The following is a 14424-nucleotide window of genomic DNA, read 5'->3' on the forward strand; positions in this document are numbered from 1 at the left end:
TTCGTCGGCGCCGCGCTGTGCGCTACGTCAGCCCGATCACACTGCCTTTCGCGTTCAATTTGCACCCGACCGACGCCTGACGCGTCTCCACGCTGTCTTGACGTACATAGTCGATGCTGACCTGGACGGGGGCCGAGATCCTATGTCGGCTTAACCGATGCATGGAACCCGCGCTGACGACGCGCACACTGGCCGCGCCAAACGGGGCGGCGGCCTGCTCGATTGCGTCATGGCAGGCGCGAACCACGTCATCGGGAACGCCTGGCGCCGCTTCGATCGGATTGACCGCTGGTGGAATGGTGTTGTCTTCGGGAGGCTGCAGGGCGGGCGGGAGGTCCAGCGACCGTCCGCCGTCTGTGGACGGGACGCCGGTGGCGGCTTTGGCGGCCGTGGTTGGTGCCACTGCCCCCGTTGTAATGGTGCTGATCCCATCCACCGATGGTGGATCGCTGGTGGGGTCGCCGGGATCGCCGCTAGGTCCTTTGTGCGGGCTGCCGTTGTGGCCTCCGTTGTTATGGCTGCCAGGGTCATGACGGCCGCCACCGTCTTGCCCTCCGCCACGCTGGCCACCGGCTGCGGCCCCTGCACAAGCTATCGCGATCGAGCAGGCAAATGCCAAATATGCCAAGCTGGCTCCAGGGGATTGACGCACGGCAGCCTCCAAAAAATGCGTCGGCTCAGCCGTCCTTCCGCGGCATGCGGTCAGAACGTCGGAAACCGCTGCTGCCCCTGAGCAAACTTGCGACTACGGCGCCCACGGGATTAACTAGTCGATGAATCCGGCGTATCAAGGACATGCATTCGCGATGGCCAGCATCACCCATGGATCGCTACCGAGGCTTGGACACGATCTGATCATGCCGCCTGCCGATCGGCGGTGCGGTAGACTTCATGACCTTGGTGAGCAAACCTCATTCGCATTCCGGATACGAGCGCCGATGTCCGCACGATCGCGCACTCGCTTGGTTACCCCCCGTGCCTCCTGCCAGTGGGGATAGGTGACGTAGGCGGTGACCGCGCCTTGCTCGTGCGAGCGGATCGTGACCTTCTGGCTTTTGGGCATATGGACGATCTCGCCCGGCCCTGCGCTTACGGTGCCTGACTTTCCGGACACCGACAGCCGCCCCTCGAGGACGACCATCACGTCATCGACGGCCATTGTCTCCTCGATGGTCTGATCCGGCCCATAGCGCCCGTACCCGATCGTGATCGGGGAGGCATGGCGCTGGTCGACCAGATTGCCCACGAACACGTCTCCGTCCTGTCCCGGCGAACGCTCCAACGCCGCGTCGGTGATGGTGAATTTGCGAACCTTCACGGGGATTGTTCCTTCTAGATGGTATGGTTGAGTGGTTGGCTTGAATTCCTGCGTCTTAACGCAGAGTCCTTAGGGCCGCCTCGTCCATGTCGTCCTCGTCCTCCTCGTAAATCGGGTTCACCTGTTCATCAGCCCGGCCCTGTTAGCGCCGAGCCTTGATGCGACGGGCAGGGTCGGTTTCGGCTCATGCAGTCCTGGACGACGCCGTGCTCGATACACCTTCCAGCGAGCGATTTGGCCTGCTCGCGAACATCAAGTCCGCTCAGGCGATTGCGCCCCCGTCTGCGGTCAGGATGGCGCCGGTAATCACGCTCGCAGCGGGACTTGCCAGAAAGACCACAGCGTTCGCGACTTCGCGCGGCTCAGCGTAGCGTCCCAAAGACGTCAGGCTTCGCTGGAAATCGGCAGCCTCTCCATCGGCCGGATTTGCATCCGTATTGGTCGCCCCGGGCTGCACAAGATTCACGGTGATGCCGTTCGGGCCGAGTTCGCGCGAAAGACCGCGGGTGAAGGAGGTAAGCGCCGCCTTGGACATCGCATAAGCCGTTATGCCTGGGAACGGAACCCGCTCCCCCAAGGCCGAACCGATCGTGATAATGCGTCCCCCTTCGATGAGATGCGGGATAACTGCTTTCGCAAACAGCACTGGCGCTCGCACGTTGACGTCCATCACGGCCTGATAGTCATTCACGTCGATGTCCGCGATCGTTCCCGTGTGGCCGACAGCCGCGCTGTTGACGAGGATATCGATTCCACCTAGCGCCGAGACGGCTTCGCTGACGGAGCGCGCGATGGCTTCCGGGTCGGCGCTGTCGGCTTGGATGGCGACTGCGCGACGCCCCTTGCTTTCGATGGACTTGACCACCGCATCGGCTTTCTCCGCGGAGTGCTGGTAAGTAAATGCAACGTCGGCTCCGTTCTCCGCCAGTGCCAACGCGATCGCGGCCCCGATGCCCCGCGAGCCTCCGGTAACCAATGCACGCTTTCCGTTCAGATCGATCATGTGTCCATCCTTTCCACCAACTTTGTTCAGGCATCCAACTGGTTCGCGTAGGATGCGACACCCGCTCGACAGCCTGACCCGGGAATTTGGTGTTCGACATCGGTCTCTCTTAGTGTCGAGAAATGCCAAACCGTGTTGCAGGGGGAGGAACACCGCCCGATGATTTCACAAGGCGGCCATGGCAGTCATCCGCTGGAGCGATGGCTGCTTCGTCCTGGACGCTGGAAGCCACCGGCCTCCAGCTCATGCGCGCCACCATCTCCTGGCCTTCCGGAACCATGCTTCCTGAATGTCTAAACTGTCGCGCGACCGTCTGCCCGACTAGCCCTTGGATAAGTCAAGCTGCCTCGCGGTGTGGACCATGCGGGCTATGTCGCCGAAATAGTGCCACCCGTCGAACCCAGTTCCTTGACAAGGCTTCGCACCGTTCGTGTCCTAGGTGTCGAGACCCCAAAGCTGCGGGTTCCGTTTGAAATACTCGGTCAGCATTTCCGTGAGCACACGCACTTTCCGCGTCGGATGCTGACCCGGCGGGCGTACGATATACGCGGCCCCCTGAGGTACCGGATAGCGTGTCATGATCGGGACCAGCGCGCCGGAGGACACATATTCATGTGTGATGCAATCGGGCAGCCAGGCGATGCCGAGACCTGCCGCCGCCGCGGCGGCAAGCGCCGTGGCGCTGTCGGCCTTGAACCGGCCCTGCGGCTGGACCGTGACAATCTTGCTGCCATCCATGAACTGCCAGGCTTCCGTCCCCTGCATCAGGGCCTGATGGATGACGAGCTGATCTGGCGTCTCAGGTGACCCGTTCGCTTTGATGTAATCCGGGCTTGCGACAAGCTTTCCATGGATCGGCCCAACGCGCTTCGCGATCAAGTTGGAGTCCTGAAGGTAGGCGCCCCGGATCGCGCAATCGAAACCCTCCGTAATGAGATCAACGAAGCGATCGCTGTAGGAGGTATGGATTTGAAGCTTCGGATGCAGACGCGCCATTTCCGCGAGCACCGGGGCGAAGTGGGTTGGGCCGAAAGTAAGCGGCATGGCAACCCTCAGGCGGCCGCGAAGGTCGCCAGTCGGGAGGATCGTTTCCCTGGCGGTGTCGATCTCGGCGCTGGCCCGGGCCGCATGGTCCCTGAACGTGATCCCCGCCTCGGTGAGAGCGGCGCCGCGGGTCGTTCGTGCAAGAAGCTGGACGCCAAGTTCCGCTTCAATCCGAACCAGCCGCCGGCTGACGATTGACTTGGAGACGCCGAGCCGGCGCGCGGCGGCCGATACACCCCCTGCATCGGCCACTGCGACGAATGTCTGCAGGTCTTCGATGTCCATTCCGGCGTTCCTCATTTCGCGACACAGCTTGCCAAAATATGACACTATCGCATCACCAAAAGGAACAGCAAATTGCGTTCAGGCAACGTCGCCCGTTGGCGCATGTCTCCTGTGAACCTATTGCCGTCCATAGCGGCAGAGAAAGGAAGTCTTGATGACCCCTCGTAACGGCCTCGATTCGCTTCTTCGTTCCGAAGATTCCGTCCTCGTCCTGATCGACCATCAGCCCTATCAGCTGGCCAATCTGAACAGCCACGACCCGCACATGGTGGTCAACAACACGACCGCGCTGGCGAAGCTGGCAAAAGCCTTCAATGTTCCGACCATTCTCACCAGCGTGATCGCGGCGCGCGGTGGACTTCTCTTTAGGCAGATCACCGACGTGTTTCCGGACCAGGAAGTCATCGATCGCACCTGGGTGAACACCTGGCAGGACGAGAATGTCGTGAACGTCGTCAAGGCGACCGGCCGCAAGCAGCTGATCATCGCCGGCCTGTGGACCGAGGTCTGCGTCTCAATGCCTGTCATCCAGGCCGCCGGCGAAGGCTGGGACGTAACCGTGATCACCGACGCGTCGGGCGGGATTTCGAAAGAGTCTCACGAAGTTGCCATCCAGCGAATGATCGCGGCCGGCGCGAACGTGATGACCGTGATGGCGCTCGTTGGCGAATGGCAACGCGATTGGGCGCGCACCGAGCATGTCGAGGAGCTGACCGAGATTCTCATCCAGCACTTCAGCGGCAGCGGCATCGCGTATCTTTGGGAGCAGCAGCTTCTCAACACGCCAGTAGCTGGCTGATCCCGGCCGCATTTCGGTGAGGGTCGGAATCGTTCCGTTTGCCGGCCCTCGCCGCCCTGACCTCACAGGGAAGCCTTCTACCGAAACAAATCCGCTCATGCGCGGCGATTGCGTGTGATCCCCACCCGCCGCCTTTTGAACTCGCGGAGTTCCTCAATGCCTCCCACCTTCACCCTTGGCCTGCCGCTCAACCGCCGCGACGTCCTGATCTCGGCCCCGGCGCTTACCGCAAGCTTCGCCTTTCCATTGGGTCCTGCGCGTGCTGCGGGGCCTGCCACCCACGATACCCCAGACGGAGACCACACCATGGGTTTTGTCACAACCGACGACGACGTACAGATTTTCTACAAGGACTGGGGTCCCAAGGACGCCCAGCCAATCGTTTTTCACCATGGTTGGCCGCTCAGCTCAGACGACTGGGACGCGCAGATGCTTTTCTTCCTGTCGAAGGGCTATCGCGTGGTCGCGCATGACCGGCGCGGCCATGGACGCTCGGAGCAGGTCGCCGACGGCCACGACATCGATCACTACGCGGCCGACGCGTTTGCCGTTGCCAGGGCGCTGGACCTGAAGAACGCGGTTCATATCGGCCATTCCACCGGTGGCGGTGAAGTGGCGCGGTACGTGGCGCGACATGGCGAACCTGCGGGCCGGGTGGCCAAGGCCGTCCTTGTCGCCGCCATTCCGCCGCTGATGCTGAAGACCGATGATAATCCCGAAGGCACGCCGATGGAGGTCTTCGACGGCTTTCGGACGGCGCTGGCCGGCAACCGTGCCCAGTTCTTCCGCGACGTCCCGTCAGGCCCCTTCTACGGCTTCAACCGCGAGGGCGCGACGGTCCATGAAGGCGTGATCCAGAACTGGTGGCGGCAGGGCATGATAGGTAGCGCCAGGGCGCACTACGATGGCATCAAGGCCTTCTCTGAAACCGATCAGACCGATGACCTTAAGGCGATCACCGTGCCGACGCTGGTGCTGCACGGTGAGGACGACCAGGTCGTCCCCATCGCCGCCTCGGCTTTGATGGCGGTCAAGCTGCTGCCGAATGGCTCGTTGAAGACCTATCCCGGTTTCTCGCACGGGATGCTGACAGTGAATGCCGATGTGCTGAACGCCGACCTTCTGGAATTCGTCACGAACTGAAGCGGCAGCGGGCGGAAAGCTGGCCCGGCTGATTGAGGAAAGAGAGCCAGGACCGGCGCCGCCTCCACCCACCCGCATGGGCCAAATTCCCATAGCCATTGTGCCGGCGAATTTTGCTTTGCTGCTTTGTCACCATGCCATAGCCTTCATTTCCGGCAGACCTTGCCGATAAAGTTGATCGCTGGACTTGCATGGATATGCCGTGCCCTTGAAAGCCACCGCCCATATCGAGGCCATGTCCGCTTTCGCGCTGGCGAATTTCGGTGGGTTTGACCGGCCGACGCTGGCCCAGAACGAGAGCGCTTTCCCACCCAGCCCAAAGGCGATCGAGGCGGGCCGGGACGCCGTGGCGCGCAGCCAGCTTTATCCGGACCCGGACTGGACTTTGTTGCGCGACGCGATTGCCAAAACCTATGGGGCTGAGCGTGACCTTATCCTGTGCGGCGCGGGCTCGATGGACCTGATCGCCTGCACCATCGCGGCCTTCGCCGGTCCCGGCGCCGAAGTGCTGGGCACGGACTATGCCTATAATTTTGCCGCCTCGGCGGCCGCGCGTGTCGGGGCGACCTACGTCAAGGCCGCGGAGCGCGGCTTTCAGGTCTCGATCGACGCCGTCCTGGCGGCGGTCACGCCCGCGACGCGCATTGTCTTCGTCTGCAATCCGGGCAACCCGACCGGCACACGCATCCACAATGCGGAACTGCTGCGCCTGCGCGCGGCCCTTCCCGGGGACGTTCTGCTGGTGATCGACCAGGCCTATGGCGAATTCGACGACCAGGATCCGCAAGCCGTCTTTGCGCTTGCCGGGCGTGGCGACACCGTCGTCCTGCGGACTTTGTCCAAGGCTTATGGGCTGGCCGGCGCGCGCATCGGCTGGGGCTTGTTCGCGCCCCAGATCGCCGCCGAACTGCGCAAGATGCAGAATTCCAACCAGGTCTCGACCGTGAGCCTCGCCATGGCCGTCGCGGCCATCGAGGACCAGGCCTATATGCGCTCGACGGTGGCGCTCACGTCAGAAATTCGCGACCGCTTCGCGCAAGGCCTGCGGGCGGCCGGATACGAAGTTCCCGAGAGCCGGACGAATTTCGTCCTGGTCCGCTTTGCCGACGCGGCAGCCGCCGCCGCGGCCGACAGCGCCCTGCGCGGCGCCGACATCATCGTGCGTGGCATGGCGGGTTACGGCCTGACCGATTGCCTGCGCATGACGGTCGGGCCGCAGGATGTCATGGACCGCGCGTTGCGTATCCTGACCGCCATGCGCGGCCGTCAATGCTGGTGACGGCTTTCTCCGAGGGGATTTCATGACGTCAGACGCGCCGTATCTGCTCGCCCGCGATTTCATCGGCTATGGCGAGCAGCCCCCGTCGGCTGAGTGGCCCGGCGGCGCGAAGCTGGCGCTCAATATCGTCGTCAACTACGAGGAGGGCGCGGAATACTCGATCGGCGAAGGCGACGGCGTTTCCGAGGCGATCCTGTCGGACCTTGCCGTGTCGCCGGCCGAGCCCGGCTTGCGCAACCGCAATATGGAATCGCTTTACGAATACGGTTCGCGCGTCGGCGTCTGGCGGCTCCTGTCGCTGTTCCAGGACAAGGGCGTCATCCCGACCTTCTACGTCGTCGGGCGCGCGCTGGAGCTCAACCCGGCCGTAGGCAAGGCGATCGCGGCACTTGGCAGCGACATCGTCTGCCACGGCTGGCGCTGGATCGACTACGCGCCGCTCAGCGAGGAGGAAGAGCGTCAGCATATCGCCATGACGGCGGATACGGTGCGGACAATCACCGGCATCGATCCGCTCGGCTGGTACACCGGCCGGCCAAGCCTCAACACGCGCAGGCTGGTCGCCGAGCACGGCGGCTTCCTGTTCGACTGCGACGACTACAATGACGACCTGCCCTATTTCGTCGATGTCGGCGTCAAAAAGCATCTGGTCGTGCCGCACAGCTTCGACAACAACGACAGCCGTTTTTCGCGCGGCTCGGGGCTGGAGACCGGCGGCCAGTTCTTCGAATATGTCAGCGACGGCGTAGACTGGCTCCTCAAGGAGGGCCAAAAGACCCCGCGCATGATGACGGTGTCACTGCATTGCCGGCTGGCGGCGCGCCCCGGCCGCATGATCGGGCTGGAGCGCTTCCTCGACAAGGTCACGTCCAATCCCGACATCTGGGTCTGCCGGCGCTCCGACCTTGCCCGCCATTGGCTGGACCGGTTCGGCGGCTGAAGCCGCCGGCCGGCTATCAGCGAACCCTATTTGTTCGGGACCTCATAGACCTTGCCGTGCCACGGTGCTGCGTCGATCTGGTCGAGCGCCATCACGTAGAGCACCTTCTCGTCCGGTCCGAAGGCGAAGTTCGGCATGGATGGCGACGGCACCGAAAGCGTGCGCAAGAGCTTGGCGTCCTTGTCGACGACAATGATCTTGCCCGGCGCATCGAGCGAGCGCGGGCTCTGGCCGATATACATCTCGCCGGCCTTGTCCATCTTGATCCCGTCGGGCCAGATATGCGGCTGGTTCGGGAAGAGATCGTCGATCCGTAGGAAGACGCGGCGGTTGCTCAAACTATGGTCGGGCTGGACGTCGAACTCGATGATCCTGTTGTCCTCGGTTTCGACCAGAAAGAGGATCTTGCCGTCATTCGACATGACGAGGCCATTGGCATTGTGCAGGTCGCCCGCGACCTTCTTCACGCTGCCGTCCTTGCCGATGTAATAGGCCGAGGCGTCGATCAGCGGACCGCCCTTGCCGGAACCGGTGAAATAGACGCCGCCATCCTTGTCGGGCGCAAAATCGTTCGGTCCGCTGAACGGCTTGCCGTCCGTGTCCTTGTCATAGGCCGGCAGCGTCTTGCCGTCGGCCGAGATGCGGCCGATCGTGTTGTTGTCGTAGCAGGTGACGAGGAACTCGCCGGCGGTTGTCGGCAGCACGGCCGAAGGCCCGCAGCCGTCCATCTTCCAGAAGATGTCGTTCTTCTTGCCGTCCCAGACGGTGACCGTGCCGCGGCCATATTCGACGTAGAACAGCTTGTCCTGATACCAGATCGGACCTTCGGCGAACCAGGCATCGTCATTGACGACCTTGATGTCCGCCGCCTGCGCGGAGGATGAGAGGACCAGGGCGAACATTGCGCCCAGAAGATGCCGTTTGAACATGCGATTCCCCTTTGTTTTTAGTTGGTTGCAGTCCTTTTTCGAATGTCCTTCTCCAATCGTGGGTGATCGCCGCTACGACCGCAGCCGCTTGCCTTCCGGATCGAAGGGCGGATGCGCCAGCAGCACCGCGTCGTGCGGCCGGCCCAGGATGGCGACGGTCACCTTGTCGCCGGCCTTGGCGGTTCCGGCCTTGACGTAGCCCATCGCCAGCGACTGCTCGACGAAATAGCCATAGGCCCCCGACGACACCTGGCCGATCGGCGTTCCGTCAGGCAGGAAGATCGGCTCGCCGCCTGTGGCGTCCGCATCCTTGGCCGACACCGAAAGCATGATCAGCTGATCCCGAGCCGGCTTGTCGGCGACGGCGAGATAGGCCTCGCGGTTAAGGAATTCCTTGTCCGTCTTGATCAGGCGATCAAGCTGGACCTCTTGCGGCCAGTATTCGGGCGAATATTCACGGCTCCAGCTGCCGTAGCCCTTTTCGACGCGCAGCGACATCAGCGCCCGCGAGCCGACCGGTCCGGCGCCGACTTCCGCGCCCGCCTTGAGCAGCGCGCTGTAGAGCTCGATCTGGTCGGCGGCCTTGCAGTGCAGCTCCCAGCCGAGATCGCCGGTGAAGGAGACCCTCAGCGCCACGACATCGACGCCGGCCACGGTGATCTGGCGCGAGCGCATGAACGGAAACGCTTCGTTCGACAGATCGTCATTGGTCAGCCGCTGCAGCAATTCGCGCGATTTCGGCCCGGCGACGTTGAAGCCGCCAAGCTCCTCGGTGCGCGACCGGAAGGTCGTGCCTGCCGGCAGCGGCACCGATTTGAAGAAGCGCTGGTGGAAGCGCTCGGCCATGCCCGAGCCGATCACCATGAACTCGTCATCTGCCAGCCTGGTGACGGTGAAGTCGCCGGCGATGCCGCCGCGCTTGCCGATCATCGGCGTCAGGCAGGAATTGCCGACCTTGGTCGGCATGCGGTTGGCGAAAGTCGCGTTCAACCAGGCTTCCGCGTCCGGACCCTTCACTTCGTATTTGGCGAAATTGGAGATGTCGATAATGCCGGCATGCTCGCGCAGCATGCGGGCTTCGCGGCCGACCGGCCCCCACCAGTTCTGGCGCGTGAAGCCGATCGTTTCCTCGCGCGGTTCGCCTTCCGCCGCGAACCACAGCGGATGCTCCCAGCCGAAATTGAGGCCGAAGACGGCGCCCATCTCTTTCTGCATTTCATAGACGGGCCGCGTCCGCACCGGGCGGCCGGCGGCGCGCTCCTCGTTCGGGAAATGGATCTTGAAGCGGTGGCTGTACTGGTCCTGCACGCGCGCCTTGGTGAAGGCCTTGCCGGCCCAGTGGCCGAAGCGCGCCATATCCCAGCCGAACATGTCGAGCGTCGGCTCGCCCTCGATCATCCACTCGGCGGCAAGCTTGCCCATGCCGCCCGATTGCGAGAAGCCGGGGATGATGCCGTTGCAGCAGAAATAGTTGCTGAGCTCCGGCACCGGGCCGAACAGCACGGCGCTGTCTGGCGACCAGATCATCGGACCGTTGATCACCTTCTTGACGCCGGCGGCCGCGATCACCGGAACGCGCTGTATGGCGCGCATCATGTTTTCCTCGATGCGGTCGAGATCATCCGGAAACAGCTCATGGCCGAAATCCATCGGCGTGCCGTCCTCGGCCCAGAATTTCATGTTGCGCTCGTAAGCGCCGATCAGCAGCCCCAGGCCTTCCTGGCGCAGATAATATTCGCCGTCGCGGTCGGCGACCGACGGCAGGCGCCGGCCCATGGAGGCGATTTCCGGAATGGTCTCGGTGACGAAATACTGGTGCTCGGTCGGGATCAAAGGCAGCTGCAGGCCGGCCATGGCGGCGACCTCCCTGCCCCACAGGCCGGCAGCGTTGACCACCCATTGCGTGCGGATGTCGCCTTTCGGCGTGCGCACGATCCAGCTGCCGTCCGGCTGCGCCTCCGTCGCCGTGACCGGCGTGAAGCGATGTATCTCCGCGCCGCGCTGGCGCGCACCCGCGGCATAAGCCGCCGTCACGCCCGACGGATCGACATTGCCACCCTCCGGCTCATACATGATGCAGCGTATGCCGTCGAAGTCGACCAGCGGATGCAGCCGCTCCGCCTCGTCGCGGGCGACTTCGTAGAAGTTCATCTTGTAGCGCCGCGCCTTGGCTTCCTGCAGCCGCAGCTGATGCTCGCGCGCCTCTGTCTGGGCGAGATAGAGCGAGCCCGGCTGGAAGATGCCGCAGCCCTGGCCGGTCTCGGCCTCCAGCTCCTTGTAGAGCGCCATCGTATAATGCTGCAGCCGGCTGATGTTGGTGGAATCATGCAGGCCATGGATGTTGGCCGCCGCGTGCCAGGTCGAACCGGAGGTCAGCTCGCTGCGCTCCAGAAGGACGACATCCGTCCAGCCGAACTTGGCGAGATGATAGAGGATCGAGCAGCCGATCAGACCGCCGCCGATGACAACGGCTTGTGCATGAGTACGCATGTTGAGGTTTCTTCCCTTTGTTCGGCGACTTGCTTCGCGCTCTTTCGAAGCGCTCTGGAAGTTCACTTAGCTGACTGATCGATCGCAGTCGCCGGCGGATTCAGGGGCGCAACATGCGCCCCTGAGATGCTTGTCATGATCGGCTGCTTCAGGCCTTGTCCAGCCAAACCTTGTCCAGCTGCAGCTCGAATGTCTGATGCATGCCAAGGTTCTTCACATAGGTGGCGTGGTGCCGGTAGAGCGAGCGCCAGAACGCCTGGACGAGGATGCCGGAGTCCTGCAGGATGAACTCCACCTCCTTCATCAGCTCCTTGCGCTTTTCGGGATCGGCAATGGCCATCGCTTCGTTGAGCTTCTTGTCGAAGTCCGGATTGGCGTAGCCGGACTCGTTCCACGCTTCACCGCTGCGATAGGCGATCGCCAGCACCTGGACGCCAAGCGGCCGCATGCCCCAGTCGGTGGTCGACCAAGGGTATTTCGTCCAGTCGTTCCAGAACGAGGAGCCCGGAATGATGGTGCGCTTGACCTTGAATCCGGCGTCGCGCATCTGCGCGGCGACGACGTCAGCCGGGTCCTTCACATAGTCGGCATCGTAGGAGATCAGCTCGAACTCGTGATCGGTCTGGCCGGCCTCGGCCATCAGGGCCTTTGCCTTGGCCAAGTCGCGCGGAACTTTCGGCAGCGCGTAATATTCCGGATGGATCGGGCAGACATGATGGTTTTCAGCAACTTGGCCCAGGCCGCTATAGCCAAGTTTCAGCACCGTCTCGTTGTCGACCGCGAGCTGGATGGCGTTGCGTACCCGCTTGTCGTCGTAAGGCTTGTTGGTCACGTTGGTGCGCAGCACGATGGTGCCGGCGGTGACGACCTGCTCCTTGACCAGGCCCATGCTGTCGTAGAGGTCGACGGTGCCGCCGACCGTCTGGTAGTTGCAGTCGATCTCGCCGGCCTCGAAGGCGCTGCCGATGGCGGGGTTGGAGGCGTCGGATCCGTAGTCGGTCCAGTCGACGCCGTCGAGATAGGGCTCGCCGCCGAACCAGGTGAAGTCCTTGCGACGCCGGACCGAGGCCGATTCACCGACCTTGTAAGAGATCAGCTCATAGGGGCCGGTGCCAGGCGTCTTGAGCATGTTGGCGCCGTTCTTGTCGAAGTCGCGATGGACGATGACCGCGGGATAGTCGGAAAAGCCCGGGATGATGGTGACGTCCGACTGGTTGCATTTCAGCCTCACCGTATGGTCGTCAACCTTGGTGATGGCGCCGGCGGAAGCCTTCTTCGTGGCAGGATCGATCAGGGAACCCATGCGCCCAGCCATCGAATTGCCCTCGGCCGCCTTATCGCACCAGCGGCCGATGTTGTAGACGATGTCGTCGGCGTTGAAGTCGTCGCCGTTCGACCATTTCACGCCCTTGCGCAGATGCAGCGTGTATTCGGTGGCGTCGTCGCTGACCTCCCAGCTCTCGACCAGATGGCCCTCGAAGGTGAAGTCGGTGGTGTAGCGGATCATGTAGTCGTTGCACTGGCGCATGACGTTGGCGATCTCGGACCAGTCCCAGGCGCGCGGATCCTTCATGTCCTTGATGATCATCTGCATCTTCAGGATGCCGCCCTTCTTGCCGGGCACGATTGCGGCGGCCTTGGCCGGCTCTATTCCCGCCATCGAGTAGGCGAGCGCCGTGGAAGCGCCCATCACGCTGGCCATGGCCAGGAATTCGCGGCGGTCCATCCTGCCGCTTTTGACTTCGGCTGCGTAGCTTTCGATGACCGTCGGGACACGGTCACCGTTGCTTTTGAACATTGTCATCGTTGTTCTCCGGTTCGGGGCTTTTCGCCCGTTACATTCCCCTTGCGGCTGCACATGTTAGGGGCGATGCAAAAATCCCGGAAGGGCTCGGCTCGTCACGAACGGCAGAAAACCGGCCTTTGAGACCTAAAAAAACAATGCCATTGGCTCGTCAAATTTTTGAGGGTGAAACCCGGCGCTGATGCATGTCGCCCAAAAGTGCGTAGCGGTTTTGGGACAACGACATGTGTCCACAAAAGACTTAAAGCGCGTCGCCCGAGTCCGGTCCTGCGCGATGCGCTTTAAGGCCGCGCAGCGTCTTCCCTGGCCCTGGACAGGATCCATTCCTTGACGGTGCGCGCGATGTTCCCCTTCGAAAGCTGGCTCTCGGTGAGATAGTAATTCCAGGGACTTGGCGGCCGCACGGGAAACGGCTCGACGAGCAGCCCGCGATCCATATAGGCGTGTGACAGGGAGCGCTGCGTGGCGACCAAGCCCGCCCCCATGGCGGCCATTTCAAGCGCTATGTTGGAGGCGTTGGTCGACAAGCCTTTGTCGTGGTCTTCCATGTCGACGCCGAGCGCATCGGTCACCACCTGCCAGTATTCCTGGCGGCCATGGACGAAGATCCAATCCACCTTGAGCATGTCCTGCGGCGTCTTCAGCGCGTGCTCGCCTTCGAGCATGCCGGGAGCGCAGAGCAGGACCAGTTCGTCATTCCAGAGCGGGATGGCGGAAGGCGGCCTGTCGTCGAAGCGCCGCGTCGAGATAGTGATGTCGGCGATCTGCTCGCTGAGGTCTTCCCAGATCGTGCCGTGCAGCACGATCTCGATCTCGGGATGCTTCTTGCGGAAGGCTGCCATGCAGCCCGCCAGCCAGTTCTCCGCAAGGCTCATCGGACAGGAAACGACCACCGTTCGGTTGCGCGAGGAAGCGACGATCGCTTCGGTCGCCTGGTCGATCTGGTCGAGCGCCTGGCGCAACGTCGGCAGGAACGCCTCCCCCATCTCGGTCAGCTTCAGGCTGCGCGGGTAGCGTATGAACAGCTGCCGGCCGATATAATGTTCGAGCGCGCGCACATGCGTGCTGACCGCTGCCTGGGTGTAGCCCAGTTCCTTGGCCGCCATGGTGAAGCTCAAATGGCGGGCCGAGCTCTCGAAAGAGCGGATATAGTTCAAGGGGGGTGGCGGCTTCATCCCGGTCTCCTAAAAAGCAATTCCAGGAAAAGTGTGAGCGGTTAGGCTCGGCGCCTCGGCCGTAGCTTCCGTCCGGAATTGCGTCAAAACAAAGCGATGGTGCGGTTAGCCGGTTTTAGGGGAACCGCGACCCCCCCCCACAATACAAAAAAAATAGGAATTGGGGCCCGCGGGTGAAAAAACACAAAGGGCCAAGGCAAAGAATATTTTTTACA

General features: G+C 62.7%; 11 protein-coding genes and 1 pseudogene. 4 read left to right on the forward strand and 8 right to left on the reverse strand.

Going from position 1 to position 14424, the window contains the following annotated elements:
* Window positions 1-22: 22 nt before the first annotated feature.
* From AC0L2L_RS07115 to AC0L2L_RS07130, 4 genes and pseudogenes are all read right to left on the reverse strand, one after another.
* A complete protein-coding gene (locus AC0L2L_RS07115) occupies window positions 23-403 on the reverse strand; it encodes a hypothetical protein (RefSeq protein ID WP_473577130.1) in 381 nt (126 codons plus the stop codon).
* 573 nt (window positions 404-976) lie between these two features.
* A pseudogene (locus AC0L2L_RS07120) lies at window positions 977-1318 on the reverse strand (ethanolamine utilization protein); the annotation flags it as partial.
* 262 nt (window positions 1319-1580) lie between these two features.
* Window positions 1581-2321 (reverse strand): SDR family NAD(P)-dependent oxidoreductase, encoded by a 741-nt coding sequence (locus AC0L2L_RS07125; RefSeq protein WP_473577132.1) that lies wholly within the window; start codon window positions 2319-2321, stop codon window positions 1581-1583.
* 435 nt (window positions 2322-2756) lie between these two features.
* Entirely contained in the window at window positions 2757-3650 is an 894-nt protein-coding gene (locus AC0L2L_RS07130) for a LysR family transcriptional regulator (RefSeq protein WP_473577134.1), read from the reverse strand.
* A 154-nt stretch (window positions 3651-3804) separates the two neighbouring features.
* Between AC0L2L_RS07130 and AC0L2L_RS07135 the strand changes: the two genes are divergently transcribed.
* The 4 genes from AC0L2L_RS07135 to AC0L2L_RS07150 all read left to right on the forward strand — a co-directional run bounded on the left by AC0L2L_RS07135 (window position 3805) and on the right by AC0L2L_RS07150 (window position 7811).
* Window positions 3805-4449 carry a hydrolase gene (locus AC0L2L_RS07135; protein WP_473577136.1) on the forward strand — a complete coding sequence of 215 codons (645 nt, stop codon included), beginning with the start codon at window positions 3805-3807 and terminating at the stop codon, window positions 4447-4449.
* Between the two features lie 306 nt (window positions 4450-4755).
* Entirely contained in the window at window positions 4756-5592 is an 837-nt protein-coding gene (locus AC0L2L_RS07140; RefSeq protein WP_473577519.1) for an alpha/beta fold hydrolase, read from the forward strand.
* 202 nt (window positions 5593-5794) lie between these two features.
* Complete coding sequence (locus AC0L2L_RS07145; RefSeq protein ID WP_473577138.1) at window positions 5795-6871, forward strand: pyridoxal phosphate-dependent aminotransferase; 1077 nt, start codon at window positions 5795-5797, stop codon at window positions 6869-6871.
* A gap of 22 nt (window positions 6872-6893) precedes the next feature.
* On the forward strand, window positions 6894-7811 hold the full coding sequence (locus tag AC0L2L_RS07150) for an allantoinase PuuE (protein ID WP_473577140.1): 918 nt from the start codon (window positions 6894-6896) through the stop codon (window positions 7809-7811).
* A 26-nt stretch (window positions 7812-7837) separates the two neighbouring features.
* Here AC0L2L_RS07150 and AC0L2L_RS07155 read toward each other — a convergent pair whose 3' ends face one another.
* From AC0L2L_RS07155 to AC0L2L_RS07170, 4 genes are all read right to left on the reverse strand, one after another.
* A complete protein-coding gene (locus AC0L2L_RS07155; RefSeq protein ID WP_473577142.1) occupies window positions 7838-8740 on the reverse strand; it encodes an SMP-30/gluconolactonase/LRE family protein in 903 nt (300 codons plus the stop codon).
* Between the two features lie 72 nt (window positions 8741-8812).
* Window positions 8813-11230, reverse strand: a complete 2418-nt coding sequence (locus AC0L2L_RS07160) for a GcvT family protein (RefSeq protein ID WP_473577144.1) — start codon at window positions 11228-11230, stop codon at window positions 8813-8815.
* A 148-nt stretch (window positions 11231-11378) separates the two neighbouring features.
* Window positions 11379-13034 (reverse strand): ABC transporter substrate-binding protein, encoded by a 1656-nt coding sequence (locus tag AC0L2L_RS07165; protein WP_473577146.1) that lies wholly within the window; start codon window positions 13032-13034, stop codon window positions 11379-11381.
* Between the two features lie 281 nt (window positions 13035-13315).
* Window positions 13316-14209, reverse strand: a complete 894-nt coding sequence (locus AC0L2L_RS07170; protein WP_473577147.1) for a LysR substrate-binding domain-containing protein — start codon at window positions 14207-14209, stop codon at window positions 13316-13318.
* Window positions 14210-14424 lie beyond the last annotated feature (215 nt).

Source organism: Mesorhizobium sp. WSM4832 (assembly GCF_055811115.1).